Genomic DNA, 25,308 nt, shown 5'->3' with positions numbered 1-25,308 from the left:
TATTGTACGAACGTTGAAAAAAGGCTGTGTCATGCCGTGACTTGATCACGGCATCCAGGAAAATAAAGCCATATTAGACTTATTTTAGAATCTTTTTATGATATTATAAGCTGGATTCCGTGGTCGTAGCCACGGAATGACAGAATTTTTACCTCTTTATTTAAACGTTCGTACAGTAGTGGGCTTGACCACGGTATCCAGTATTTAATTTTTCTGGACCCCGTGGTCAAGCCACGGGGTGACAGAACACGATGCTCATCATACCCTACACCCAACTCCGTAATATTCAAAACCTGCCGCTTTTACTGAGTCTGCATCTAAAATATTTCTAAGATCGATAATTATCGGCGATTTAACCGAATTATAAATTATTTCCCAATTTAATTCATTAAATTCCGACCATTCGGTAGTAATAACAATTGCATCCGCTCCGGAGCAGGTCTCAATTGCCGATTTTATATATAATAAATTTTCATTTTCAAAATATTTTTGAGCATTATCTAAGCCTACAGGATCAAATGCTTTAACATACGCACCTTTAGTTAGTAAAATTTTGATAATTTCAATTGCCGGACTAGCTCTGATATCATCGGTGCCGGCTTTGTAAGTAAGCCCTAGAACGGCGATATTTTTACCGAGTAAATCATTACCTATTAAATTGCTAATTTTATCTACCATATCAAAAGGGCGCTTCCGGTTACTATCAATTACCGCCTCAAGGATTTTACAATCAGCACGGTAATTTTTAGCAAGCACCCTTAAGGCTAAAATGTCTTTCGGAAAGCAAGAGCCGCCAAAGCCGGGACCGGCATTTAAAAACTTTGTGCCTATTCTTTGATCAAGACCCATACCGTAAGCTAAGTCTTGAATATTTGCGCCTGTTTTTTCACATAAATTTGCCATTTCATTAATATAGCTAATTTTAGCGGCTAAAAAACTGTTGGAAGCATATTTAATAAGTTCTGCCGTAACTAAATCAGTCACTAGCAGCTTTATATTTTGGTTAGTTAGAGGCAAATAAATTTCTTTAAGCAATTCTTCCGATTTTTTATTATTAACTCCGATAATTATTCTGTCAGGAACTAAAAAATCATTAACGGCTGTTCCTTCCCTTAAGAATTCAGGGTTTGACGCAACATTAAATGTAAAGTTTTTCTCTGCTAAATAACTAATAATTTTATTGCAACTGGTCGGTGGAACAGTAGATTTAACCACTAACAGACAATCCTTATTTATCCGATTACAAATTTTATCGATAACTTCAAAAACATATTTTAAATCCGCATCACCTGACGGTAACGGCGGAGTCCCGACGGTAATAAAAACCGCCTCGGCAGTTGCAAGCTCGGCATCATAATTACGGGTAAATTTTAATCTTCCGGATTTTATCGATTGCCGTAAATATTTATCAAGATCGGCTTCATAAATCGGCGATATACCTCTATTTAGCTTAGCAATTTTAGATTGATCGGTATCAAGACACACGACATTATGACCAAGATAGCTCATTATAGTCCCCGATACGAGTCCGACATAACCACAACCGATAAAGGTAATATTCATAAAATTTTTATTATGTATTATTTAATTTTGTATTATAAAACTTTAGAGTATACTTTATACTTGATTAGCGTTAATTTAGACAAGACTTTTTTAATTATACTGCTCGTCTTTTAAGAATTGGGAATTGTCCCCCCGTGACTTGATCACGGGGTCCAGAAAGTAACAATCTGGATACCGTGGTCAAGCCCACTACTGTACGAACATTTAAATAAAGAGGTAAAAATTCTGTCATTCCGTGGCTACGACCACGGAATCCAGCTTATAATATCATAAAAAGATTCTAAAATAAGTCTAATATGGCTTTATTTTCCTGGATGCCGTGATCAAGTCACGGCATGACACAGCCTTTTTTCAACGTTCGTACAATAGTGGGTCAAGCCACGGTATGACAATGCTTCACTTACGAGCAGTATATCTACATATAATTATAAAATGAATTTTATCAAAAAAACTTTCCTTAACCTCTTTATATTTCTTGTTATATTTTCGATAATTATGACTTTTCTTATATATAGAGCTAATAAAGGATATATGGATGAGCCGATTAAAAAAATAATCGAATTTTATTTAAATAGGCAAGATATAAAAGCCGTAATAAGTGATTTGAAATTTAAGGAAAATCATCTATCAATTAATAAAATTTCATTAAATTTTATAGATAATGCACAAGGAGAAATTTCTAATTTTCAGCTTGTTTTTAATTTGCATGATTTAATATCTCATTCTTCGTTATCGGCTAATATTAATATCGATAAGTTTGCCGTTATCTCAAATAATAATGAAGAAATTATAAATACTAAAATAAACGGTGATTATACTTTAAATATAATAAAAAAGAGTGCTATTACTAAGTTAAATTTAGCTGAAATAAGAAGCGATATCTTAGCCGATAAAAAGGGTGCCAATTTACCGCTTGGACAAGCCGCATGCTTATATAAAACTAATCCTTTGCAAGGTAATAAAAAAAAGATTGATTGTAAACTTACCTTTGAAGAGCAAGCTTTTTTATCGTTTAACGGCATAATAACCGATAAAAATATTGAAGCAACTGCTAGTGCTACAAATATCCCGATAATGATTTATCAAACAATAGAAAAAATTATCCCAAATAACGGGGTAATATTATATTTACAAAAACATATTAAATCCGGTTATATCCAGAACGGTGAAGTTAGCTTAAAGCTCGATAAAAATTTTGTTGAAGATGATATTTTAGAAGAAGAGGCGTTAAAAGCCAATTTGCATATATCAGATTTTGAATATAAATATCATAAAGACTTACCGGCTCTTAAAAATATTGATACTAATATTGTGGTGTCCGGACCTAATGTAAAGTTTTTAGTAAAACAGGCTTATACCGGCAAAAGCCTTATTTCAAACGGAATTATGAGTTTTAAATGGAAGGGGCTTGCAAAATCGGAATTTATTTTTAACGCTACCGCCAAAGGTGAAGTCGTAGATTTAATTGATTTTATTCCTGAAGAGGCATATCAAAATACTAAAGCTCAAGGTATCGATCTTAAAAAAATTAAAGGGACGGCAAGCTCCGTAATTGAACTAATAATTTTTATTAGTCCCGATATACCGAATAGCTATAATGTTTCTTCAATATTAACAAATATTTCGCTTGATGCTTTTAATAATAATATATTGTTACGAAATGCTGAAGCAAAAGGCACTTATAAAGATAATAAAATAAGTTTTAGCGGCAAGGGTAAGATTAACGATTATACTAGTAGTTTTACGTATGATCATAATATGGCAGAAAATACTAATGAATGTGTGTTAAAAATTAAAACTAATATTACTGCCGCAAACCAAAAAATAGGAATATTTAAATTAATTTCCGGCAGTAGCGTTTTTAATTTTGAATATAACAAACAAAAAAATAATAAAAATTTTATCAATGTTAGCTCTAACTTAGATAATTTAGAATTTTATATCGATAAAATATCTATCCATAAAAAATTGCATAAAAAAGCCAATTTAACTTTAAAATCTAGATTAAGCAATACTTCTTCAAGCAATAATATTGAGTTTAACCTTTCGGGAGAAGATAATTTAAAAATTATCGGCAATACTCTAATAAAAAATGACACCTATAACATTACTTTACCGGTCATTAACTACGCTCAAACAAGCTTGAGGGGAAAAATTACTATGAATAAGAATAGTCTCACTAGCGAGCTTACGGGGGCTAACCTTGATTTATCACACTCTAATATGTTGCAATTTTTAGAAAAAGAAGGAGAGGCTCGTAATATCTCCTTAAAAGCTAATATAGGAACGGTAAGGCTAAAGAATAACGTAATGCTCAATAATTTAGATTTAAAAATAAATTGCGATAAAGTAAAGTGTTTTGCCGGCTCCTTAAACGCAGCTATCGGGGATAAAAAAGTTCAAATGTCTCTGGTAGCTAAAGAAGGTTTTGAACAATGGTTAATTGATTGTGATAATGCAGGTAGCTTGCTTAGAGGAATCGGTCTATATAATAATATGAAAAACGGTAATATTCAGCTTACTCTCAACACCAAAAGATATGAGGTTAAGAAAGGCGAAATAATACCGATATTAGACGGCAGGTTTACTATCAAACGTTTTGTGATAACGGATACGCCTTTTTTAACGCGAATAGTATCTTTTGTGTCGCTACCCGGTTTTATTAGTTTCGTGGTGAATAATAAAAATGTTTTATTTGAAAATATGACAGGTAAGTTTAGCTATAACGGCAATATTATAACCTTGTCCGATGCAGAAGCGCAAGGACCGTTTTTTGATTTTACGATGAAAGGTAATATTGATACTAAGAAACAGCAAATTAAGCTCACAGGAAATGTTATCCCGTCATTTTTCTTAATTAGTACTATTATAACAAAAATACCGGTAGTAGGTAAAATATTTTCTAAAGTAGCACCTTACTCGCTGGAAGTGAAGTATTAAATTGTTGTGCGGATAGGTTAAGCATGTTCTATGTCATTCTAGCTAAAAGCGGGAATCCAGAAAAATTATAGTCATCCTGAATTTATTTCAGGATCTACTAAAGGTGCTGAAACAAGTTCAGCATGACAAAGAAAAGCCTGGATTCCCGTTTTCACGGGAATGACATAAGAGTGCAGAGAATAACATCAAAGCCTAAACCTATATTACAAATAAATAAAATGAAAAAATTGTTAATAACATTAATTAACCCCAATCGATATTATCTAATAGGAATTTTATTATTAGGTCTAACCTCCGGTTTTGCGTTTACCTTAGTATTTTTCACTATTCCGTATCAATTATCCGAAGCAAAATATACTACCGATATAATAGGCTCGATGTCTTTAGCGGCATTTCCTTATTGTTTAAAAATAATATGGGCACCTTTTATCGATAAATATTCCGTACCGTTTCTATGTGCTAAATTCGGACAAAGACGAGGCTGGGCGTTGACGGCTCAAATATGTTTATTATTATCTATAGTAGGTTTTTTAGTTATTAATCCGAGTGATAATTTATATATTACCGCAATTATTGCCTTTATTATTTCTTTTTGCGCGGCTACTCAGGATATCGTACTAGATGCTTATCGCATAGAGCGCCCTGCTAATAAAGAAGAATTAGCGCTCGCAATTACTTTTGGCGGTATAGGGTTTCGTCTTGGGATATTAATAGCTAGTGTCGGGGCTTTATATTTATCTAGTATTTTTAGCTGGCAGGCGGCTTATCAAGGAGCATTTGTCGTAGCCTTAGCCGGACCTATAGTAATCTTATGTATTAAAGAGCCGAAACCGAAAGAAAAACGCCATGCTACTCTACATTTAATATCGATAAAGCAATATTTTGAGGTTATCCGCAAGAGTATTTTATCGTTAAAATTAAGTCAGCCTCGTTGGCTACTAACTATTTTATTTATTTTCCTATATAAAGCAGGTGATTCGGTGCCGATGGCTATGAGCTCCCCTTTCTTTCTTGATTTATCTTTTACCGCTCATGAAATTGCTTCAATCTCCAAAGCATACGGTTTGGTAGTGATGATTATAGGGGGAGGATTAGGAGGAATTTTAACCTCAAAAATCGGCATATTTAAAAGTGTGCTAATTAGCGGCACTATCCAATTATTATCGCCTCTAATGTTTATGATACTTGCGATTATGGGGCATAATATTCCGGCATTTATAGCTACTATTACTATACAACATTTTTGCTGCGGTCTCGCCGGAACGGTAATTACTATCTATCTTGCCAGCCTTTGTAATAGTGAGTTTATCGCAACGGAATATTCATTAATTGCCTCTCTTAGCTCGTTTGCTAGAATTACGCTTGCTTCTTTAGGCGGTTTTTGTGCAAAATATATCCCTTGGTCACAATTTTTTTTAGGCAATGCTTTATTTAGTATGTTATTTATAATAGTGTTCTTGAAAATATATCGTAAAAAATCAGTTTAAGGGAAAGCTATTTTATTTAACTTGACGATGCCAACTTCTCTTTCCTCCTATCTCGTACAGCGTCATCTCGATCGCTTGATGGTGTTGTTGCATGGCTCTAAAAAAGTGCCGTATGTCACATTCTAGCCATGCAACAACGCCAAGCTTGATACAAGCAAATTTTTCGACCTTCGCCTGTGCTCACGTACTTTTGGTACTGCTTGCGCAGGCTCGTCTTTAAATTTATCTTGTCTGAAGCTTTCTGAATTTAGCTGTAGCTTAATATTTTATTTTTACTTTAAAAGCAAAATTTTTTTGCATAGTAATTTTAGCATAAAGCTAAACAGATATAAGAGATTGTTATAATTATTCAATCATATCTTAAACTAATTAGAGCCGGGTGCTAGGGGATAAACTCAATCATTGAAAACAATAATTTCCCGTTGCATTTAATGCTGCAGCACTCATGAAACGGCCCCCTAGCATAATAACACTAAGGTTTAATAAATGTTTTGCAATGATGGAGTTTAAACACCATTAACGGATGGTACTGTAACAGAATAATTTAGATAATCAAGGAAATTAAGTTGTTTCCTTAAGATATTAATCTAATTTTCGGTTGTAGTGATGTTAAAAATACACGAACGATATTTCAACGGCGTTGTTGTATGGCTACCGGAATCGTCATTGCGAGCGGCTGGAGGCGTTGTTGCGTGAATTGGAAATTGCCATAAAAAGGATGTCATTCCCGCGAAAGCGGGAATCCAGAAAAAACACTTTTTAAGTCATCCTGAATTTATTTCAGGATATTTTGTAAGAGATGCTGAAACAAGTTCAGCATGACAAAGACTGGATTGCCGCTCTAGACTACGTCCCTCCTCGCAAAGCATTGTTGCGTGGCTCGATAAAAGCAGCAGTATGTCATTCCCGCGCAGGCGGGAATCTAGAAAAAACACTTAAAATAAACAAAATTATATAAAAATTTACTATATAATTCGCTTAAATATCTAGATTCCCGCCTGCGCGGGAATGACACCGAGAGCGTTTTTAACCATCCATGCAACAACGCCGGTCAAGCCACGGTATGACACCATACTTGTAATAACCATAATACGGTAAATTATGAGCCATGCAACAAAGCCTATTTCAACCTGAAAGCTAAGCTAAGGATTATTTAGGGGGTAGATATTAATCTAAGCGACGAGGAAGTAGAGTTAACGAATATTTGAATTAAAGAAAGATATAGTATCAGGGTTAATCTTATTTAATAAACACTAAATTATTTTCTGAAGAATCGGCTACGCTAAACTTGTAATTTAAATATGAAAAATTTTTTAATTCGCAAGGATTATCGATTGAGTTGGTAGCTATAAAATTAACCATATTGCCGCGTGCTTTTTTAGCATTTATTCCGATAGTTTGTAATTTACCGTTTTTATTTTCTTTAAAAAATACATTAATCATTGGATATTGAAGATGGCTAATAGCAATAGCGGAAGAATATTCAATAGAAGCCAAATTAAGCAAATACTTATTTTTATGTTGTTCAAGGGTTTGATTGATATAGCTAGTAATTTTTTCTTGCCAAAAATCGGCAAGGTTCTTTATATCAGGTAATTTAGTTGCCATTTCTAGCCGATAAGGTCTAATAACATCTAAAGGTCTTAAAACGCCGTATAACCCGGATATAATTAGTAAATGAGATTGTAAAAAATTTAATTGTTTATACTTTAATTCTTCGACTTTAATATTATTATAGACATCACCGTCATAAGCAAAAATTGCTTGTTTAAGCTCTTGCTTCTCAAAATTTTGAAATCTTTGTCGATTAAGCTGTGCAAGGTTGGAACTTATATTCATTATTTCCGTTAATTGCTCTTGAGAATAATTTTTAACTATGCCAAGCAAGTAATTTGTCGTGCTTAAAAATACCGGTACGGTTGACTCTTGAAACGAGATAGCCTTAAAATTAAGGGTTTTTGCGGGGGAAATTATACTAAGCATTATATTTATAACATATCGATCGTAAGGCTTTCAAGTTAGTATAAGAAAGCCTACATAAACCATTTTAAAGATATTAACGAGTAGGGGGAGTAGGAACTCTTGAAATATTATTGCCTATATTCCTATTCGTATCCTCTATCGTTCTCATAATAGCCGGACTCGGATCGGCCTCAATTGTTAAAACAGGATTTGGTTTAGTAGGTGCTTTATCTTTGCAGCCTATTAAAATAGCAGCAGCAAAAAAAAGTATCAAATAATTTTTATTCATAAATGACCTAAATATATTAAGAGATTAGTATAAAGATAATCGGTTGCTTGTTCAATGTCAATAATTGCTTTATGATTCTAAATTTTTATCTTTTGGATAAAACCAAATAACTAATAGCCCAAATAAAAGGCAAAGATTTAAAAGCAAATTATACTCGGTTATTGATAAGCCGAATATCTTTAATGCTGCTTTGGTACATGAGGTTATCGGCTGGCTATAAAATATTTCTTTGATATGTTTTATAGATAAACCTTTCGGGATATGAATCATTGAAGAGCAAAGAGCGCTCGGCTCAAAAATTCCTCTCTCTACACCGCTATGGTAAGCGGATAATAGACAAGAACAAAATAAGGTAAGGAAAATAAAACCTAAGGTATATTTGCTTAATTTTCTGATTATTAAAGCAGTTAGAGAAATTTTAATTAAAGTTAAATAAGGAAATCTTTCATATACGCATAAAGGGCAGGGGGTGTAGTGTAATACATATTCTGCGAAATAGGCGGTAGCTAAAGCGATTATAGAAATCGTAATTAGACCTAAATGAAGAATACGGAAACTGTCTTTTCTAATGAAATTTATAACTGAAGCGATTAACATATTTAAATCTTTTTAAATGCAGTATTCTTAACTAAGTATAGGCTTTATCGCATTGTTGCGTGGATAGATAAAGTGTTTTCTATGTCATTCCCGCTTTCGCGGGAATGACATAGAAAATTCGAGCCATGCAACAACGCCTCCTCGCAATGACGAGGTTTTTATTATAATCTTAAAGAATAAAATTGTATAAAACTATAAAAAACACAAGTCATATTTTACAATTAATTAAATTTAGTGTAGATTGTCTTTCATTGTTAATATAGTACAAGTAAAATAAAAAAATGTCAGAAATATTTGAAGAGGCGATTAGATCGAATGCTTGGCCTTTTTTAGAGGCAAAAAAAATATTAGATCATTTAAAAGGCAAAGTTCCGGCTAAAGGTTATGTATTATTTGAAACGGGTTACGGACCTTCTGGTTTGCCGCATATCGGAACATTTGGGGAAAATGCACGGACAATTATGGTACAGGAAGCATTTAAACAATTATCCGATATCCCGACAAAATTAATTTGTTTCTCCGATGATATGGACGGTTTGCGTAAAGTGCCTAGTAATATCCCGAATCCTGAAATGGTAGCTGCTCATATGGATCAGCCGTTAACCGCTATTCCCGATCCGTTCGGTGAATATGAAAGTTACGGTCATTATATGAATGCTAAAATGCGGTCATTCCTTGATAGATTCGGTTTTAAATATGAGTTTTATAGTAGCACGCATTGTTATAAATCCGGCATGTTTGATGAGATGATGATTAGGGTACTTAAAAAATATGACGAAATAATGGAGTTGATGCTGCCGACTTTTCGAGCGGAGCGAAAAGCAACTTATTCGCCTTTTATGCCTATCTGCCCCGAAACCGGTAAAGTTTTGCAAGTGGCTATTGAAAAAATTGATCCTAGTAGCGGAACAGTTACTTATAAAAATGAAAAAGATAATTTTGTAGAAGTGCCGGTAACAAAAGGACATTGTAAATTACAATGGAAGCCGGATTTCGGTATGCGCTGGGCAGCTTTAAGCGTCGATTATGAAATGTACGGCAAAGATCATTTAGCAAATGCACGGCTTTATTCCGAGATTTGCCGAATTCTTGGGGGCGTTCCGCCGGTGCAATTATGTTGTGAATTATTTCTCGATGAGAACGGCGAAAAAATTTCTAAATCTAAAGGTAATAGTATTAGCGTCGATGATTGGCTAAAATATGCGCCGCTGGAAAGTATGTCGCTTTTTATGTATCAATCGCCGACCAGAGCAAAACGCTTATATTTTGATATAATACCTAAAAATGTCGATGAATATATTACTTTTAATAAAAAATATCATGCAGAAGAAGACCCCGTAAAGAGATTAGCAAATCCCGTTTATCATATTCATCACGGGCAGGTTCCTAAAATTGAAACTTTCGGCATCACTTACGCATTACTTTTAAACCTCGCATCAGTATGTAATCCTTCAGATAAATCAGTGCTTTGGGCGTTTATTACAAGATATGAACCGAGAGCAACGCCTGCAACTGCTTTATATCTTGATCATTTAGCAGATTTTGCGGTAAAATACTTTAATGACTTTATTAAAACGCATAAATCATATTTAATGCCGACGGCCAAACATAAGATTATTTTAGAAGATATTTTAAAAATGCTGACTAGTTTAACGAGTGATATAGAATCTGAACAAATTCAGACTGCAATATATGATATCGGCATGAAAGCCGGTTATGAAAATTTACGTGATTATTTTAAAGAATTATATCAAATACTATTTGGGCAAAGCGAAGGTCCAAGGCTTGGAACCTTTATTAAGCTTTTCGGAGTAGCGGAAACGATAGAATTGATTAATGAGAAGCTAGGTAAAAGTGCTTAGGGTATTGATAGTTGTGCTGATAAAAATGTTTACTATGTCATACCGTGGCTTGACTCACTACTTGTACGAACGTTGTCACATAGCTCTAATGTCATTCCTGCGAAAGCAGGAATCCAAAAAATAAAAATGTATTGGGTATACATATTATGTTCTGACCGCAATGGTACTTTATATATTGGTATTACTAATAATATAATACGTCGTGCTTATGAACATAAACAAAAAACAATAAAAGGTTTTACCTCAAAGTATAATATTACAAAACTTGTTTATACAGAAGAATTTGCTGATATTAAAGAAGCACTTGCAAGAGAAAAAAACTTGAAAAAATGGAAGCGTAGTTGGAAAATAGAACTTATAGAAAAAACTAATCCTGAATGGGATAATTTAATTGAATAGTTTTCTGGATTCCTGCTTTCGCAGGAATGACATAGAGTTATACAACAAAATTATACTTTCGTAGGAATGACATCAACGCTAAAATAAAAACAAAACTATTAACAAATGAACGATATTTTTTCCAGTACATTACCTATTTTTTTGATTACTATCCTTGGTAGTATTATCAAAACAAAATGGTTGACCTCGGAAGAATTCTGGCGAGGGATAGAAAAATTATCATATTTCGTATTATTTCCGGCGATGCTGTTTAATTATGTGTCCACTGCCGACCTAAGTGTTTCATCAATAATTAAATTAGTATTCGCTCTTATTATATCCACTTGTATTATCTCGATTATTTTAGCTATTTATCAGAAAAAATATAATATTAATAAAATACAATTCACTTCAATATTTCAAGGTTCAATTCGTTATAATAGTTACATTTTCTTTGGTGTAAGCGCTCCGCTACTAGGTCAAGAAGGGCTGGCTATAGTTGCCGTCATCTCTTCTTATATGATTATTTTTACTAATATTTTATCGGTTATAATCTTTGCTTATTATATTCCCGATAAATCAGTAGCTACTACTCTTAAAACCAGCATTCTTTTAATGGTTAAGCTAATAATTCGCAATCCGTTAATTATCGCAACTATTTTCGGGTTTATGTTTAATTATTCTAACCTTGAACTACATCTAGGTTTGAAAAAAACATTAGATAGTCTATCTAATGCTGCTTTAGCTATAGGAATGTTGAATGTCGGCGCAGGTCTTAATTTCACTATTCATAAAGAGCTTTTGTTTAACGTAATATTAACGGGTTTTGTTAAATTAATAGCTTTTCCGATCGTAACGGTAATAGTTTTATGGTTAATGTCAATTGAAGGAGTTACTAAATCCGTGGGAGTACTATATAGTTGCTTGCCTTGTGCAAGTACGGCTTACGTACTATCTCGTCAACTTGGCGGTGATCCGGAATCAATGGCGTCTATCATAACATTTACTACTTTCTTCTCGGTAATTACTTTGTCGCTTATTATGTATATGTTGGGGTAAGGGGGCATTGTTGCGTGGATCGAATTTTTGTAAAGCGTGCGGTGTCATACCGTGGCTTGACCCACTACTGTACGAACGTTTAAATAAAGAGGTAAAAATTCTGTCATTCCGTGGCTACGACCACGGAATCCAGCTTATAATATCATAAAAAGATTCTAAAATAAGTCTAATATGGCTTTATTTTCCTGGATGCCGTGATCAAGTCACGGCATGACACAGCCTTTTTTCAACGTTCGTACAGTAGTGGGCTTGACCACGGTATGACACCGTACTTGTAATAATTATAATTTTACTCACCTGTAAAATTATGGGTTTCTCCTGCTAAATCTAGTTTTATATCACTCAAATTTAAATAAGAGCTAATATGTGCTAGTATTTCATTAGGCAGTCCTAGATCACTCTCTACAGTACTATTATGTTGTACAACCTTTGTAAGCTCAAAATAATGCTGATTGATATGAGAATCAATCTTTTGCACTTTATCAGATAAATTATTTGTTCCTGACAGTAAATCTATGAATTTTTTACTTTCTTCTTTACCTTCTTCATATTTCTTAAAGTCATTAAGGCTAGCTGATTCAAGGTTTTTAGCAATTTCTATTATTGAATCTAATTTTTCATGGGGGTTTTTAAATTCTATCTTAGTTCCTGCTCCAGTAATTGAAGCAACGTATGCTCCATTAGCCGCACTATTAGTTGCCGGGGCTGAATTATGAATAGTATAATCAGCTCCATGATGAGTAAAATTAAAATCTGATTGCGCACCTATAGTTACTGTGTTCATTGGTAAATCTTTACCGGTTTGAGTCAATTTACTATTTTCTCCTACAGAAACAGCTACAGGCACTGTTCCTTCATAATTATTATTTAAATCTATAATACCATGAATAATATCTATATTATTTAAGGGTAATTCACTACTAGTAACTGTAAGGTTACAATTGTCGTGAACTTCAATATCAGTAAGACCACGTATTGTAAGAAGGCTCATATTATTTATATTATAAGGCCCATCAATTGTAATATTTCCTGCTTCTGCTATAGTAATTATAGAATTATTTTCGCTTAATTTCACACTGGGATTTAAAGCGTTTCCTTTTATTGTTAATTTAGGCATATCTATTTTCCTTAATTTAATTGTTAAGTAATTATTAATTAGAGCGCTATTATAGATGATTATTCTTAATAAATCAATTAAATAATTAATATTCTCTTAAGTTTTTAATTATATAATATTTTTGGTAAATATTTCTGTTGCTAATTTAGGTTGTGTGCAAAAACCTATCAATAATTTCTTGATCTAAGAAGCTATAAGTTATAAATTACAACCAAATAATATAAATATAAATTATCATGGATGAGATGAATAAAATTAATTACGCTGAAGCGTTAGAATATCATAGCAAAGGTAAGGCGGGAAAGCTTGCTATTTCTCCGACGAAACCATTAGTTACGCAGCAAGATTTGTCGCTTGCTTATTCTCCCGGCGTGGCTGCTCCTTGTCTTGAGATTGCTAAAAATATCGATGATATTTACAAATATACTGCAAGGGGGAATTTGGTTGCGGTAATATCTAACGGTACCGCAGTTTTGGGACTAGGTAATTTAGGTGCTGCTGCCTCAAAGCCCGTAATGGAAGGGAAGGCGGTATTATTCAAAAACTTTGCCGATATCGATGCTATAGATTTGGAGGTTAATACGGAAGATCCTGAGGAATTTATTAATGCGGTAAAATATCTTAATTATAGTTTCGGGGGTATTAACCTTGAAGATATTAAAGCCCCTGAATGTTTTATAATTGAAGAAAAGTTAAAAAGCTGCATGGATATACCGGTATTTCATGACGATCAGCACGGTACGGCAATTATTATTGCTGCAGGGCTTATGAATGCCTCATATCTTACTAACCGCTCGTTTAGTGATCTTAAAATTGTCGTAAACGGCGCAGGAGCGGCAGCGATTGCCTGTATTGAGTTGTTAATAGCTCTAGGAGCGGATAAGTCAAATATAATTTTATGCGATACGAAGGGAGTAATATATAAAGGTCGTGCTAGCGGCACGAATAAGTGGAAAGAGATATATGCGCAAGAGACAAATTTACGTACTCTTTCGGAGGTTATGGAATCGGCTAACGTATTTTTAGGGTTATCTTCTAAAGGTGCGGTATCAAAAGAAATGGTAGCAAAAATGGCTAAAAACCCGATTATTTTTGCCATGGCTAACCCCGATCCGGAAATTACGCCTGAAGAAATAAAACTAGTTCGAGATGATGCAATTATTGCAACCGGTCGCTCGGATTATAATAACCAAATAAATAACGTTATGGGATTTCCGTATATCTTTCGCGGAGCCTTGGACGTCCGAGCTAGAACTATTAATCAAGAAATGAAAATAGCGGCCGCCCGTGCAATAGCCGAACTTGCTAGAAAGCCTGTACCGGAAGAAGTATATAAAGCTTATTTCGGGCGTAAAATGGTTTTCGGAGCTGATTACATCATTCCCGTGCCTTTTGATCCAAGATTAATTACCACTATTCCCCTCGCTGTTGCCAAAGCTGCCATAGATAGCAAAGTCGCTAAAATCCTTGATTTTAATATTAGCAAGTACAAAAAAGAATTAGAAAGTAGATTAAACCCTACTTCTAATTATATGAGCTTACTCTGTGAAAAAATACATAATGCATCTATTAAAAGAATCGTGTTTGCCGAAGGTGAAGAAGAGGAAGTAATTATGGCGGCTATTATGATGCGTAACGATAAACTAGGTTATCCTATTATAGTAGGACGTCGTGAAAAAATAGAAGCTACTTTAAAAAAAATAGGTCATGATACTAATTTAGACGGCATAGAAATAATGAATGCGTCTATCAATGAGAATCTTGATAAATATATTGATTATTTATATGAAAGGTTGCAACGGAAAGGGTATCTCTACCGAGATTGTGCAAAACTTGTCAAAACAGATAAAAATATTTTCGCAAGCTGTATGGTAGCGTGCAAAGATGCCGATGCGGTTCTAACAGGGATTACCAAGAGTTATGCAGATAGCCTTGAAGATATAATGAAGGTAATCCCGGTAAAACGGAAGCGTAGAATTTTAGGCTATTCTATTATGATCGCTAAGGAACAGAACATAATTATTGCCGATAATAGTATCACTGAATTTCCAAATAGCTGGGAGCTTGCTCAAATTGCCGTGCAGACCGCAGAAATTGCTAAAAATATGGGCATGATACCGCGGGTTGCACTTCTTTCATTCTCCAATTTCGGTAATGCTACCAAAGAAAAAACCGCTCGTATTCGTGAAGCGGTAAAAATATTAGATAGTTTGCGGGAAGATGAGGAGTCGGAACTCAATAATATGAAGTTAGATTTTGAATATGACGGTGAAATGTCGGTAAATGTAGCTCTGAACTCTAATTTACGTAAATTATATAAATTTTGTCGGTTATCGGGACCGGCTAATGTGCTAATTATGCCTGGTTTAAATTCCGCCGCTATCTCTACCGAATTATTACAGGAATTTTCTTCTAATGCCTTTATCGGTCCAATAATTAACGGTTTTGAATATCCTGTTCAAATCTTACAAACCGGTGCTACTGCTAATGATATATTAAAAATTGCAACTTTTGCTTGTATTGAAGCAGCTTTTAGTAGTTAATTAGCGTTGCCCGCATGGCTCTAAAAAAGTGTCGTATGTCATTCTAGCTAAAGGCGGGAATCCAGAAAGTTAATATGAGCAAATTAACATAGTAATTTATTATATAATTTTGCTTATTTTAAATATTTTCTGGATTCCCGCCTGCGCGGGAATGACATCGAAAATTCAAGCCATGCAACAAGGTATCCAGTCGCCAAGGTATCCAGTCGCTCGTAATGACGATTCCGGTAGCCGTGCAACAAGGCCTAGTTAATTTAATAAAATATATAAAGTATTTGAATTAAAATAACTTTATATGTATAAAGATATATATAAAGATTAAAATTAATTAACTTAAGAGGGAATATTATGCCTTTCTCTGAAAAAAATAAAAAAGAAATAATTAATTTTTTTAATAATCATTCTAAAGATGGTATAAAAAAAATTAAAGATTTATGTTTGCAGCAAAATAAAGATTTTGTAGAAGAAATCGCTAAGTTTTTTTGTGAAGAAAAAAGAAATTTAAATTTAGAATCGGTAGGAGATTACCTAGGAACCCGCGGAGAAGATAACCAAAAAATATTAAAAAGTTTTGTTAAACAATTTGATTTTAAAGAAAAGTTTTTTTTAGAAAGTTTGCGGGATTATTTAAAAACATTTAAGTTGCCGGGTGAAGCTCAAAAAATAGATAGATTAGTTGAAGCTTTCGGAAAAAAATATTGTGAACAAAACCCTGACGGGGAAATAAAAAGTAAAGATGCGGCATATATATTAGCGTTTCAAACAATCATGCTTAATACCGATCTGCATAGTTCTAGTATTGCCGCTTCTCGAAAAATGACTTTTGAAGAGTTGAAGAAAAATTTGCGCGGTACAAATGATAATAGAGATTTTAATGAAGAATTTTTAAAAAAATTATATAATAAAATAAAAGCAGAGCCGTTTGAATTAAATTTTACGGAAAATGCCGTCGGTTATGAGATAAACAATGTAAATTATCAGAATGATACGGTTTTTAAGAATTTAAATAATTTTCTTAAGAGTAACGATAATGATATAAAAAATATTTTTCCTAAGTTAAAAGATATTGATGGATTAAAAACTGAGCTAAATCAACCAAAATTTTGGTTAAATAAATTTACGGGTTACGAAGGAGAGATAAAAATCCAAGATATAAAAGGTGCGGAAGTTCAAATACAAATTTATGAGCCGAATATTTTCTCACAATGGTTGTTGGGGGGAAAATCTAAAGTTATAATACAACCTTTATGTGAGGAGGGAAAGCAACCGACACCGGAGGCTGTCAATTTAGCTGCTCAAATTGCTGCAAGTTTTGATACGGACGTAATCGGTATTAAAGCGACTTATGATTATTTAAAAGAAGACTTAGAAAAAGCTTATAAAATTTTGCGATTTCCTGATCAGGTAAAAACTCCTATTGTCAGCACTACCACACAGCTTCATAATTTGTTAAAAGAGACAACACGGAAGGTGCAAAAGGAAGAGCCGGAATTACAAAAAGTTAAAGATAAGCAGTTATCACCTGAAGCAAAATTTAATGATCTTGAAACAGCAGACTTAGGAGATAAATCATCAGATAATAAAATTAGCAAAGTAACCGAGAAGAAAGCACTTACTCTTGCAGAAGAACTTGCAACAAAATTTGCCGTTAGCAAGAAACAAGATGCTACTGTTAGGACTTCATCCTCTCAAGTAAAATCTTCTGAAGAGAAAATAAATAATCATGAAAAACGTTTAGAAGAGTTAAAACAAAAGCAAATAGTAGCGCAGAAATCAAAAAAAGATGCTGAAGCCGAACTAAAAAAATTGAGAGCAAGCAAAGAAAAGGCTCCAAGTAAAGCAATAATAAATAATATTAACGAACGCATGAGAGAGATTAATAATAAAATTATACCGGAGGCTGAGGCTACGTTAAAAAGTTGTGAAAAAGAAATAAATACTATAAAGGATACTGCCAAAAGAGCAGAGCAGTTTAATAATAAAAACAGTAGTAATAAGGCTACAAAATCAGAACCGACAGCTGTAGAGAGACAGGCTCAAGGAGCTATGGCCGCGATAAAGCGTAAAAAAGAAGAGGTAGAGAAACAAAAACAGCAAATATCGGGAGTAGTAAGTAATGAACCGCGCCAACCTTCTAAATCGCTGCTATCACCTAGCGCTACTCCAATGCCTCCACCTCCGCCTCTACCTCCTGTTGGATGGAAACCGCAACAACAATCAGTCGTAAATAAATCGGAAATTCCTATTAATATACAACAACAGGTGATTAAGGCCGGAGAGGTAATTAAGCAAGAACCTACTAAAAGCGGCGAGCAAAATGATCATAAACAAGAATTAGCGAACGCAATAAAAAAACATCAACTGAAAAAGGTTGATCATCGTTCTAGTTCTAGAAGAAGATAGATAGTGTGAGTGGCAATGCCCGCGTGGCTCGAATTTTCGATGTCATTCCCGCGCAGCATTGTTACGTGGATACCCAAACCGTCATGGCGAGGCGCCTCTTGGCGCCGTGGCCATCTAAGTATAAACATATTTTTATACTAAACTTGCCACCTATATAAATTTTTTGGTATTCTAATTAAATCCCTCATATATTCGGGATAGCCTGGATGGCCACAGCCACTACGCGGCTTCGCCATGACGGATTTTTATTAATTTTTGAGCCACGCGGGCAACGCCGGTCAAGCAACTAGATGACAAGTTTTAAGCGCTTTTAACCATCCACGAACACCTCTTCGCAATAACAGAGTAGAATCGATCCACGTAATAACGCCTCTGCAGAAATGTAGCCGACGCAGTTTTTTTAAAAATACATTTAAATCAAAAGACTATATAAATATTTACTTTTCAATAAGCCCCCAATTGTAAGCGAATGTTTGTACAAATACTTTTTGTTCGTCTTTATATTCATTAGCTAACTCATTTATTTTTTTTATAAAATCATTTTTATGTGATTCTTCCATTTTCTGCAATTCATAAGCTATGCTCTCCATCATTTGAATAGCAGAGTCGTCATTTATAATATCTTCATTAGAAAATTCTAAGAAAATAACTATATCTAATATAATTTTTATTAAATGACTATTCATTTCCTAAATACCTCCTCAGCTTTGCACATATTCCCGCGCCATTTTAATCACTTCTGGGTAATTAACTTTACCGGTCGGGAATATCGGTATTTCTGGAACGTTAATAATAAATTTAGGCAAATGCATTGCTGAAACCATGACTTTGTCTATTATGTTTATAAAGCTTTCTTTAGTAATAATAGGGCTAGTGGTAAAAAGTAAAATCTGCTCGCCTTTTTTTTCGTCAGCTAAATAAATGACGGCATTTATACTGTTAGGATCTGAATCTATTCGTGTTGCTAATTCCTCTATAGCTGCCAGCGAAATCATCTCGCCGGCTATTTTGGCAAAGCGTTTAACTCTTCCGATGATAGTTATATAGCCTTCCGAATCGATTTTTACGATATCGCCCGTATCATACCAACCTTTTTCCTGTGACGCTACCGATTGAATAGTGCCGGGCTTATCTAGGTTTAAATAGCCAAGCATAATATTCGGTCCTTTGACGAATAAACGCCCGCCTTCTTTTATTCCTTCCACCGGTTTAATATTATATTCGATTTTAGATAGTAATCTTCCGACTGTCCCTTGTTTATTGTGCATAGGAGTGTTACAGGCGATAACCGGTGCGGTTTCGGTAATGCCGTATCCTTCAAAAATTCTGATGCCGTATTTATTAAGCCATAATTGTCTGGTTTTCTCTTGAAGTTTTTCTGCGCCGGCAAATATATAACGTACGGAATAAAAATCATAAGGATGAGCATAGCAGGCATAGCCGTTTAAAAACGTATCGGTACCGATTAAAATAGTCGCTCCGACATCATATATTGTTTCGGGTATAGCACGGTAATGCAGCGGTGAAGGATAGAAAAATGATTTTATACCGTTAAGCGTCATAATAACCGTGCCGGTAAGACCGAAACAATGAAACATGGGCAGCGCAATAAAAGCTAAATCCTCAGGACTAAAATGTATTTTCGCGGATATTTGATATCTATTAGCTTGTAAATTTTGATGAGATAATGCTACGGCTTTAGGCGTGCCTTCAGTACCTGAAGTAAAGAGGATAACAGCCGCATCTTTGTCGCTCGGATTACTGCATAAGTGATTATAATAGCTTTGTGGAAAAAAACTACCGACATACGATTTTATTTTTAGCCATAAATCGATATCGTCTTTCACGTCTTCAAGGTAAATTATTTTTATATTAGCCTCAAGAAGCTTAGCTATTACTTCCTGTAAAGCGGCTTTTTCAATAAATTTTCGAGAGCTATAAATTGTTGCAACTGCAGCCGTTTTGCATGAGGCGACAATGGTACTTGCGCCGCCTACCCAGTTAATCATGGCGGGTATACGCTGACAAAATTGCGTAGCATAAAAAGTAATAATTGTTGTGGACATATTAGGCAGCATTAGCCCTACATGTTCATTTAAAGCAGTATTTTTTTTAATTAAATCGGCTAAAATAAAAGATTTAAATAATAACTGCCGATAAGTAGCTGAATTATTCTCGATATCGTCAATTATTTTTTTATTAAAACCGTGAATTTTAGCAGATTCAATAAGAGATTGAAATAAAGTATTCTTATAATCGGAGCTTTCAAACATCATATCGGCCATGATATCATACAGAGCTTGCCCGATATATTTACGTCTTTCTCTATTATCCATTATTTCTTGAGGTGAAAACTTTACCGGCGGTAAAACGGTAATAGTAATTTTGGGGAATATTTTTCTTTTTAATATATTTTTTAGTTTGGAGAAATGTGTAAATTGTGTTCCGTCTATTCTAACCGGTAAAATTACTGCGTCGGCTTTATCGGCAATCATGCCGGGACCTTCGTAAATTTTCATTAAAGAACCGGTCATGCTTATTCTTCCTTCAGGAAAAATAGCTATTTTCTTATCTTTTTGAATTTCTTTTATTAAAGTTTTTATAGCCATGGCGTTAGTCGGATCAACCGACAAAGTTTTTACCATTTTTAAGAAAGGCTTAATCCACCATACTTTTTCTATTTCAGTATTGATAGCAAAAGTCATTTGCTCCGGCAAGTAAGTTGCAAGTAGCGGCGGATCAAGATAAGAAATATGATTAGCTATAATTACGGCTCTTTTTCCGGCTTTATAAAAATTCTCGATTCCTTTAACTTCAACTTTATACATTAAGTCAAAAAATGCTTGAAAGATACTTTTTATCACGCTAAACGGAATAATCTTAACTTCCGGCATTAAACGATAAATATAAAAAGCAACACTTATATTAAGTAAGCTTACCACCAATATAACGAACGGAATTGAGAAATTTAGGTAAAATAATAATGATAATATTATAGTAGAGGCCGCCATAAAAATTGAATTGATTAAATTATTTACGGCTATAATGCGGCTGCGATGAGCGGGGCTTGTGAAATATTGCAATACCGCAAAAAGCGGTACGATATATAAGCCACCGATAGCTGCAATAAAAAATAAATCTATAACGATACGCCAATTATGCTTTTTCGATAAAAATACCAAAATGCTTTTTAGTTGTTCAGGTTCATAGTGAATTGCGCTTATTCTGCTGGCAAAAAACAGATCGATACCGAATATGCTAATTCCGAGTGCCGAAATAAAAACATATTTGGAAGTAATTTCATTTTCAAAAATCTTGCTACACCAAAATGATCCTGCTCCTACCCCAAGTGAAAAAATTGCTAAAAATAAATTAGCGACATTTTCATCGGCACCGAAAGTTTCTTTAGCAAGCAGAGGAATTTGAGCAATTATTGCAGCCCCGATAAACCAAAACCATGAGATGCCGAGTATCGCTAAATATACTTGTTTCTTAGCTTTAGCATATTTTAGCATGTTTAAGCTTTCGCTTATGATATTAAAATTTATCTTAATACCCGGATTAGCATTATTTGATTTCGGTGTAAAAAAACTAGTAATAAATCCCAAAATAGCAACTATAACTAAGGCTAGGATAATGAAATTGCTGCTGATAGTATAATAACTACCTATTATAGTACCGATAAAAATACTAATAAAAGTTCCCGCTTCGACAAAACCGTTAGCGCCTAGTAACTCATCTTTATTTAAATGATCCGGTAAAACGCTATATTTTATAGGACCGAAAAATGTTGAATGAATTCCCATAAAACAAATGGAGAAGAAAAGGATTAGCAGGCTATTATGAAGAAAGCCGTAAATAGCAACACCGATTATAGCAATTTCGCAGCTTTTAATGATTTTAACTAAAGTGGATCGTTCATATTTATCGGCAACTTGCCCGGCAATACTGGCAAATATTATAAAAGGTAATACGAAGATAGTATTTGCGGCTAACACCAGCATATTACTATATTCGCTTAAATGATTTGATAAGCCGTAAGTTATCAGAATAATAAGAGCGTTTTTTAATATATTATCATTAAGGCAACCGCAAAATTGTACTATAAAATTCGGTAAAAAACGCTTATCTTTAAAAAGATATAATTTATCTGATTCCATAATACTCATTTTAAAAATATGAGGTATATTATGCAATTTATCCCAGCATGTCAAATATATAGCTTCAAGCATTAAGGTCTATACACCAAATTTTGCAAGTCTCGCTTGTGCTCACGTATAGCTTTAATTTGTTTACATAGTTAGATTATTATGTTATTCTAATCTAGACGGTCTAGCTATAATTAAAAGCTAGGCATTATTAGGAGGTTATTAGTATGGATAAATGGCAATTACATGAAGCAAAAAATAAGTTGAGTAACATTATTGATACGGCAATGCACGGCAAACCGCAATGTATTACTAAAAGAGGAGAAGATGCAGTAATAATCATAGGAATAAATGATTATGAAAAGCTTATAAAGCAAAAACTTAATTTTAGTGAATTCTTATTAAGCGGTCCAAAATTTGACGATTTAGAAATTGAGAGAGCAAGAGGTAAGTCTAGAGAGGTTGAATTATGAAATATTTGTTAGATACTAATATTATATCGGAATTACGTAAAAAAACTCCTGATATTAGAGTAATGGAATGGTTTTCAAATATTCATCCTAGTCAGTTATATTTGAGTTGTTTAACTATAGGAGAAATAAAAATTGGAGTATTGAAAATAGCTAAAAAGGATAAAGCAACAAGCTTAGGATTGATGAAATGGCTAGATAGTTTAATAATAGATTATGCTGAGAAGATTATTGGGGTTAACCTAGAAATTTGTGAAGAATGGGCAGAATTGATGAGCATAGATAGTACAAATGCTATTGATAGTTTGATAGCTGCACAAGCAAAGCAAAGAAATATAATATTAGTGACTAGGAATATTAAGCATTATAGTATGTTTGATATACGAATATTTAATCCTTTTGATACTCACGGCAGCGTGTAAACATGCAACAATCAAGTTTTTTACTGCTGCGTCGTTTGTTTGCGCACCTCCTCACAATGCTGACGGATTTTCTTACGTCTTTGTAAATTTTCTTTTAACGCACTTGATAAATTATCGAATTTTGTTTTTGATTTGGGTTTTACGGGTTTTTCTGAATTTTCTTTTGTTATAGTCACTTGATATTACCGTTACTTAGTTATTGCCTTATAAACTAGGGTTTTAAAGCCGCAATAAAAATTTCTACTAGGCTTTTCACAATTTTATTATATAGTATACATCAATCATTAAACAGATAAAAGTACATATGAGTCAATTTAATATACATTCTTCTGAGTTACTTGATGAAAAGCGAAATATTGCGAGGCAAGGAGGCGGTGAAGAAAAAATTAACTTGCAACATAAAAAAAGTAAACTAACAAGTAGGGAACGAATAGAAATATTGTTAGACCCTAGTAGCTTTACCGAGACGGGTATGTATGTATCACATAGATGCGATAATTTCGGCATGAAAGATAAAAAATTTTTAGGTGACGGGGTAGTAACCGGTCACGGCACTATAAACGGTAGGTTAGTTTTTATTTATAGTCAGGATTTTACGGTGTTTGGCGGTTCGCTCGGTGAGCATCATGCTAAAAAAATCTGTAACATTATCGACGCTGCTATAGCTAGCGGTGCGCCGGTTATCGGTATTAATGATTCAGGGGGCGCTAGAATTCAAGAAGGCGTAGACGCGCTTGCCGGTTACGGCGAAATATTTCAGCGAAATGTTTTGGCTTCGGGAGTTATTCCGCAAATTACTTTAATTATGGGGCCTTGCGCCGGCGGTGCCGTATATTCTCCGGCTTTAACCGATTTTATATTTATGGTTAAAAATACTTCTTATATGTTTGTCACCGGTCCGGACGTAGTTAAAACCGTTACCGGTGAAGAAGTAAGCCAAGAAAAACTCGGTGGTGCGCATATGCATACGACTAAAAGCGGTGTCGCCGATTTGGCATTTAAAAATGACGTGGAAGCTCTTTTAGAAGTCCGTAAATTCTTTAATTTCCTGCCTTTATCTAATCGTAGTCCTATGCCTGTGCGCTGTACAGTCGATCCGGCCGATAGGGTGGATATGTCTTTAAGTACCTTAATACCCGTTACCCCTAATAAACCTTATGATATGAAGGAATTAATAGAGCGTATTGTCGATGAAGGAGAATTTTTTGAATTACAGCCGGATTTTGCTAAAAATATTATTATCGGTTTTGGTTATATGGAAGGGTATCCGATCGGTTTTGTAGCTAATCAGCCGTTGCATTTAGCTGGATGCTTAGATATTAACGCCTCAAGAAAGGCGGCAAGATTTATCCGTTTTTGCGATGCTTTTAATATTCCGATCGTTAGTTTGGTCGACGTACCCGGCTTTTTACCCGGTACCGCTCAGGAGCATGACGGTATTATTAAGCACGGAGCTAAACTTTTATACGCTTATGCCGAGGCAACCGTTCCTAAAATTACCGTAATTACCCGCAAAGCTTACGGAGGAGCTTATATAGTTATGAATTCAAAGCATTTGCGAGGTGATATAAATTATGCGTGGTTTAATTCGGAAATTGCCGTTATGGGAGCCGAAGGAGCGGCAGAAATAATATTTAAAGAAGAATGTAAAGACCCGGAAGCAAAAAAGCAGAAAATCGCTGAATATAAAGATACGGTAACATCGCCGTTTGTTGCGGCTTCTAGGGGGTATTTAGACGATATTATAAAACCGCAAAATACTAGATGGCGGATATGTAAGGCGTTAAATTTCCTGCGTACTAAAAAAGTCGAATTACCTTGGAAAAAGCACGATAATTTGCCGTTATAGGTTATAACGCCATTGCGAGCGGGCATTGTTGTGGGGATTAGTATAACATCCGAAACCGTCATTGCGAGGAGGGACGAAGTCCCGACGTGGCAATCCAGTTGAACATATTTTTATGCTAAATTTATTTAGCATTCTGATTAAATCCCTCATTCCATTCGGGAGAGCCTGGATTGCTTCGCTTCGCTCGCAATGACGATGCGGCATTTTATGCGAAAACGA

The 25,308-nt window shown here is 34.3% G+C and carries 26 protein-coding genes; 13 read left to right on the top strand and 13 right to left on the bottom strand.

What is annotated here, in order from left to right; genetic code table 11:
* Window positions 1–95 precede the first annotated feature (95 nt).
* The 3 genes from AAHM91_RS02365 to AAHM91_RS02355 all read right to left on the bottom strand — a co-directional run bounded on the left by AAHM91_RS02365 (window position 96) and on the right by AAHM91_RS02355 (window position 1,795).
* Window positions 96–290 carry a hypothetical protein gene (locus AAHM91_RS02365; RefSeq protein ID WP_342269740.1) on the bottom strand — a complete coding sequence of 65 codons (195 nt, stop codon included), beginning with the start codon at window positions 288–290 and terminating at the stop codon, window positions 96–98.
* Window positions 259–1,563, bottom strand: a complete 1,305-nt coding sequence (locus AAHM91_RS02360; RefSeq protein WP_342269739.1) for a UDP-glucose dehydrogenase family protein — start codon at window positions 1,561–1,563, stop codon at window positions 259–261. The genes AAHM91_RS02365 and AAHM91_RS02360 overlap by 32 nt, the downstream gene beginning before the upstream one ends.
* A 94-nt stretch (window positions 1,564–1,657) precedes the next feature.
* Window positions 1,658–1,795 carry a hypothetical protein gene (locus tag AAHM91_RS02355; RefSeq protein WP_341793051.1) on the bottom strand — a complete coding sequence of 46 codons (138 nt, stop codon included), beginning with the start codon at window positions 1,793–1,795 and terminating at the stop codon, window positions 1,658–1,660.
* A gap of 200 nt (window positions 1,796–1,995) precedes the next feature.
* Here AAHM91_RS02355 and AAHM91_RS02350 point away from each other — a divergent pair, with 200 nt between their 5' ends.
* The 4 genes from AAHM91_RS02350 (at window position 1,996) to AAHM91_RS02335 (ending at window position 6,948) form a co-directional block, all read left to right on the top strand.
* Entirely contained in the window at window positions 1,996–4,503 is a 2,508-nt protein-coding gene (locus tag AAHM91_RS02350) for a YhdP family protein (RefSeq protein ID WP_342269738.1), read from the top strand.
* A gap of 218 nt (window positions 4,504–4,721) precedes the next feature.
* Window positions 4,722–5,990, top strand: coding sequence for an MFS transporter (locus AAHM91_RS02345; RefSeq protein ID WP_253310120.1), 1,269 nt, complete (start codon window positions 4,722–4,724; stop codon window positions 5,988–5,990).
* Between the two features lie 91 nt (window positions 5,991–6,081).
* Complete coding sequence (locus tag AAHM91_RS10925) at window positions 6,082–6,210, top strand: hypothetical protein (protein ID WP_410526153.1); 129 nt, start codon at window positions 6,082–6,084, stop codon at window positions 6,208–6,210.
* A gap of 579 nt (window positions 6,211–6,789) precedes the next feature.
* Entirely contained in the window at window positions 6,790–6,948 is a 159-nt protein-coding gene (locus AAHM91_RS02335; protein ID WP_342269737.1) for a hypothetical protein, read from the top strand.
* Window positions 6,949–7,229: 281 nt separating this feature from the next.
* Here the strand turns inward: AAHM91_RS02335 and AAHM91_RS02330 are convergent, their stop codons facing one another.
* From AAHM91_RS02330 to AAHM91_RS02320, 3 genes are all read right to left on the bottom strand, one after another.
* Window positions 7,230–7,973 (bottom strand): YaaA family protein, encoded by a 744-nt coding sequence (locus AAHM91_RS02330; RefSeq protein ID WP_253308509.1) that lies wholly within the window; start codon window positions 7,971–7,973, stop codon window positions 7,230–7,232.
* Window positions 7,974–8,046: 73 nt separating this feature from the next.
* Entirely contained in the window at window positions 8,047–8,241 is a 195-nt protein-coding gene (locus tag AAHM91_RS02325) for a hypothetical protein (RefSeq protein WP_253308510.1), read from the bottom strand.
* 69 nt (window positions 8,242–8,310) lie between these two features.
* On the bottom strand, window positions 8,311–8,838 hold the full coding sequence (locus AAHM91_RS02320; protein WP_342269736.1) for a disulfide bond formation protein B: 528 nt from the start codon (window positions 8,836–8,838) through the stop codon (window positions 8,311–8,313).
* 281 nt (window positions 8,839–9,119) lie between these two features.
* Here AAHM91_RS02320 and AAHM91_RS02315 point away from each other — a divergent pair, with 281 nt between their 5' ends.
* The 4 genes from AAHM91_RS02315 (at window position 9,120) to AAHM91_RS02300 (ending at window position 12,285) form a co-directional block, all read left to right on the top strand.
* A complete protein-coding gene (locus AAHM91_RS02315; RefSeq protein ID WP_342269735.1) occupies window positions 9,120–10,700 on the top strand; it encodes a lysine--tRNA ligase in 1,581 nt (526 codons plus the stop codon).
* A 126-nt stretch (window positions 10,701–10,826) separates the two neighbouring features.
* Complete coding sequence (locus AAHM91_RS02310; RefSeq protein ID WP_342269830.1) at window positions 10,827–11,099, top strand: GIY-YIG nuclease family protein; 273 nt, start codon at window positions 10,827–10,829, stop codon at window positions 11,097–11,099.
* 105 nt (window positions 11,100–11,204) lie between these two features.
* Window positions 11,205–12,137 carry an AEC family transporter gene (locus AAHM91_RS02305; RefSeq protein WP_342269734.1) on the top strand — a complete coding sequence of 311 codons (933 nt, stop codon included), beginning with the start codon at window positions 11,205–11,207 and terminating at the stop codon, window positions 12,135–12,137.
* Between the two features lie 10 nt (window positions 12,138–12,147).
* Window positions 12,148–12,285 (top strand): hypothetical protein, encoded by a 138-nt coding sequence (locus AAHM91_RS02300; RefSeq protein WP_342269733.1) that lies wholly within the window; start codon window positions 12,148–12,150, stop codon window positions 12,283–12,285.
* Between the two features lie 141 nt (window positions 12,286–12,426).
* Here AAHM91_RS02300 and AAHM91_RS02295 read toward each other — a convergent pair whose 3' ends face one another.
* Window positions 12,427–13,254 (bottom strand): hypothetical protein, encoded by an 828-nt coding sequence (locus AAHM91_RS02295; RefSeq protein WP_342269732.1) that lies wholly within the window; start codon window positions 13,252–13,254, stop codon window positions 12,427–12,429.
* 236 nt (window positions 13,255–13,490) lie between these two features.
* On the opposite strand from AAHM91_RS02295, the gene AAHM91_RS02290 reads away from it, so the two are divergent.
* Window positions 13,491–15,797, top strand: coding sequence for an NADP-dependent malic enzyme (locus AAHM91_RS02290; RefSeq protein WP_342269731.1), 2,307 nt, complete (start codon window positions 13,491–13,493; stop codon window positions 15,795–15,797).
* 113 nt (window positions 15,798–15,910) lie between these two features.
* Here the strand turns inward: AAHM91_RS02290 and AAHM91_RS02285 are convergent, their stop codons facing one another.
* Window positions 15,911–16,036 carry a hypothetical protein gene (locus AAHM91_RS02285; protein WP_341793044.1) on the bottom strand — a complete coding sequence of 42 codons (126 nt, stop codon included), beginning with the start codon at window positions 16,034–16,036 and terminating at the stop codon, window positions 15,911–15,913.
* A gap of 109 nt (window positions 16,037–16,145) precedes the next feature.
* Between AAHM91_RS02285 and ralF the strand changes: the two genes are divergently transcribed.
* Complete coding sequence (ralF, locus tag AAHM91_RS02280) at window positions 16,146–18,200, top strand: T4SS guanine nucleotide exchange effector RalF (RefSeq protein WP_342269730.1); 2,055 nt, start codon at window positions 16,146–16,148, stop codon at window positions 18,198–18,200.
* Here the strand turns inward: ralF and AAHM91_RS02275 are convergent.
* From AAHM91_RS02275 to AAHM91_RS02265, 3 genes are all read right to left on the bottom strand, one after another.
* Complete coding sequence (locus AAHM91_RS02275) at window positions 18,173–18,328, bottom strand: hypothetical protein (RefSeq protein ID WP_341793042.1); 156 nt, start codon at window positions 18,326–18,328, stop codon at window positions 18,173–18,175. The two genes, ralF and AAHM91_RS02275, sit on opposite strands and share 28 nt — an antisense overlap.
* A gap of 309 nt (window positions 18,329–18,637) precedes the next feature.
* Window positions 18,638–18,886, bottom strand: coding sequence for a hypothetical protein (locus AAHM91_RS02270; RefSeq protein WP_342269729.1), 249 nt, complete (start codon window positions 18,884–18,886; stop codon window positions 18,638–18,640).
* Window positions 18,887–18,901: 15 nt separating this feature from the next.
* Window positions 18,902–22,360, bottom strand: coding sequence for an acyl-[ACP]--phospholipid O-acyltransferase (locus AAHM91_RS02265; RefSeq protein WP_342269829.1), 3,459 nt, complete (start codon window positions 22,358–22,360; stop codon window positions 18,902–18,904).
* Between the two features lie 215 nt (window positions 22,361–22,575).
* On the opposite strand from AAHM91_RS02265, the gene AAHM91_RS02260 reads away from it, so the two are divergent.
* Window positions 22,576–22,821: a type II toxin-antitoxin system Phd/YefM family antitoxin gene (locus tag AAHM91_RS02260; protein WP_342269728.1), complete on the top strand. Its 246-nt coding sequence runs from the start codon at window positions 22,576–22,578 to the stop codon at window positions 22,819–22,821.
* A complete protein-coding gene (locus AAHM91_RS02255) occupies window positions 22,818–23,240 on the top strand; it encodes a type II toxin-antitoxin system VapC family toxin (RefSeq protein ID WP_342269727.1) in 423 nt (140 codons plus the stop codon). The genes AAHM91_RS02260 and AAHM91_RS02255 overlap by 4 nt, the downstream gene beginning before the upstream one ends.
* A 20-nt stretch (window positions 23,241–23,260) precedes the next feature.
* Here AAHM91_RS02255 and AAHM91_RS02250 read toward each other — a convergent pair whose 3' ends face one another.
* Window positions 23,261–23,416, bottom strand: coding sequence for a hypothetical protein (locus tag AAHM91_RS02250; RefSeq protein WP_342269726.1), 156 nt, complete (start codon window positions 23,414–23,416; stop codon window positions 23,261–23,263).
* Between the two features lie 128 nt (window positions 23,417–23,544).
* Between AAHM91_RS02250 and AAHM91_RS02245 the strand changes: the two genes are divergently transcribed.
* The gene (locus AAHM91_RS02245) at window positions 23,545–25,089 is read left to right on the top strand and encodes an acyl-CoA carboxylase subunit beta (RefSeq protein ID WP_342269725.1); all 1,545 of its coding nucleotides are present in this window, start codon (window positions 23,545–23,547) and stop codon (window positions 25,087–25,089) included.
* On the opposite strand, the gene AAHM91_RS02240 is transcribed toward AAHM91_RS02245, so the two are convergent.
* Entirely contained in the window at window positions 25,084–25,293 is a 210-nt protein-coding gene (locus tag AAHM91_RS02240; RefSeq protein WP_342269724.1) for a hypothetical protein, read from the bottom strand. The two genes, AAHM91_RS02245 and AAHM91_RS02240, sit on opposite strands and share 6 nt — an antisense overlap.
* Window positions 25,294–25,308: the final 15 nt, after the last annotated feature.

The organism is Rickettsia endosymbiont of Orchestes rusci (assembly GCF_964030945.1).
Taxonomy (GTDB): Bacteria; Pseudomonadota; Alphaproteobacteria; order Rickettsiales; family Rickettsiaceae; genus Rickettsia.
The sequence above is the reverse complement of the archived record's forward strand: the minus strand, read 5'-3'. Positions and strand labels throughout refer to the sequence as shown.

Excerpts from the sequence above, each read along its gene's own strand:
- AAHM91_RS02260 (WP_342269728.1), top strand. The coding sequence starts at position 22,576 with ATGGATAAATGGCAATTACATGAAGCAAAAAATAAGTTGAGTAACATT.
- ralF (WP_342269730.1), top strand. The coding sequence starts at position 16,146 with ATGCCTTTCTCTGAAAAAAATAAAAAAGAAATAATTAATTTTTTTAAT.
- AAHM91_RS02270 (WP_342269729.1), bottom strand. The coding sequence starts at position 18,886 with ATGAATAGTCATTTAATAAAAATTATATTAGATATAGTTATTTTCTTA.
- AAHM91_RS02360 (WP_342269739.1), bottom strand. The coding sequence starts at position 1,563 with ATGAATATTACCTTTATCGGTTGTGGTTATGTCGGACTCGTATCGGGG.
- AAHM91_RS02305 (WP_342269734.1), top strand. The coding sequence starts at position 11,205 with ATGAACGATATTTTTTCCAGTACATTACCTATTTTTTTGATTACTATC.
- AAHM91_RS02245 (WP_342269725.1), top strand. The coding sequence starts at position 23,545 with ATGAGTCAATTTAATATACATTCTTCTGAGTTACTTGATGAAAAGCGA.
- AAHM91_RS02315 (WP_342269735.1), top strand. The coding sequence starts at position 9,120 with ATGTCAGAAATATTTGAAGAGGCGATTAGATCGAATGCTTGGCCTTTT.
- AAHM91_RS02335 (WP_342269737.1), top strand. The coding sequence starts at position 6,790 with ATGCTGAAACAAGTTCAGCATGACAAAGACTGGATTGCCGCTCTAGAC.
- AAHM91_RS02325 (WP_253308510.1), bottom strand. The coding sequence starts at position 8,241 with ATGAATAAAAATTATTTGATACTTTTTTTTGCTGCTGCTATTTTAATA.
- AAHM91_RS02345 (WP_253310120.1), top strand. The coding sequence starts at position 4,722 with ATGAAAAAATTGTTAATAACATTAATTAACCCCAATCGATATTATCTA.
- AAHM91_RS10925 (WP_410526153.1), top strand. The coding sequence starts at position 6,082 with ATGGCTCTAAAAAAGTGCCGTATGTCACATTCTAGCCATGCAACAACG.
- AAHM91_RS02265 (WP_342269829.1), bottom strand. The coding sequence starts at position 22,360 with ATGGAATCAGATAAATTATATCTTTTTAAAGATAAGCGTTTTTTACCG.
- AAHM91_RS02240 (WP_342269724.1), bottom strand. The coding sequence starts at position 25,293 with ATGCCGCATCGTCATTGCGAGCGAAGCGAAGCAATCCAGGCTCTCCCG.
- AAHM91_RS02295 (WP_342269732.1), bottom strand. The coding sequence starts at position 13,254 with ATGCCTAAATTAACAATAAAAGGAAACGCTTTAAATCCCAGTGTGAAA.
- AAHM91_RS02355 (WP_341793051.1), bottom strand. The coding sequence starts at position 1,795 with ATGACAGAATTTTTACCTCTTTATTTAAATGTTCGTACAGTAGTGGGC.
- AAHM91_RS02320 (WP_342269736.1), bottom strand. The coding sequence starts at position 8,838 with ATGTTAATCGCTTCAGTTATAAATTTCATTAGAAAAGACAGTTTCCGT.
- AAHM91_RS02330 (WP_253308509.1), bottom strand. The coding sequence starts at position 7,973 with ATGCTTAGTATAATTTCCCCCGCAAAAACCCTTAATTTTAAGGCTATC.
- AAHM91_RS02290 (WP_342269731.1), top strand. The coding sequence starts at position 13,491 with ATGGATGAGATGAATAAAATTAATTACGCTGAAGCGTTAGAATATCAT.
- AAHM91_RS02255 (WP_342269727.1), top strand. The coding sequence starts at position 22,818 with ATGAAATATTTGTTAGATACTAATATTATATCGGAATTACGTAAAAAA.
- AAHM91_RS02350 (WP_342269738.1), top strand. The coding sequence starts at position 1,996 with ATGAATTTTATCAAAAAAACTTTCCTTAACCTCTTTATATTTCTTGTT.
- AAHM91_RS02310 (WP_342269830.1), top strand. The coding sequence starts at position 10,827 with ATGTATTGGGTATACATATTATGTTCTGACCGCAATGGTACTTTATAT.
- AAHM91_RS02275 (WP_341793042.1), bottom strand. The coding sequence starts at position 18,328 with ATGTTTATACTTAGATGGCCACGGCGCCAAGAGGCGCCTCGCCATGAC.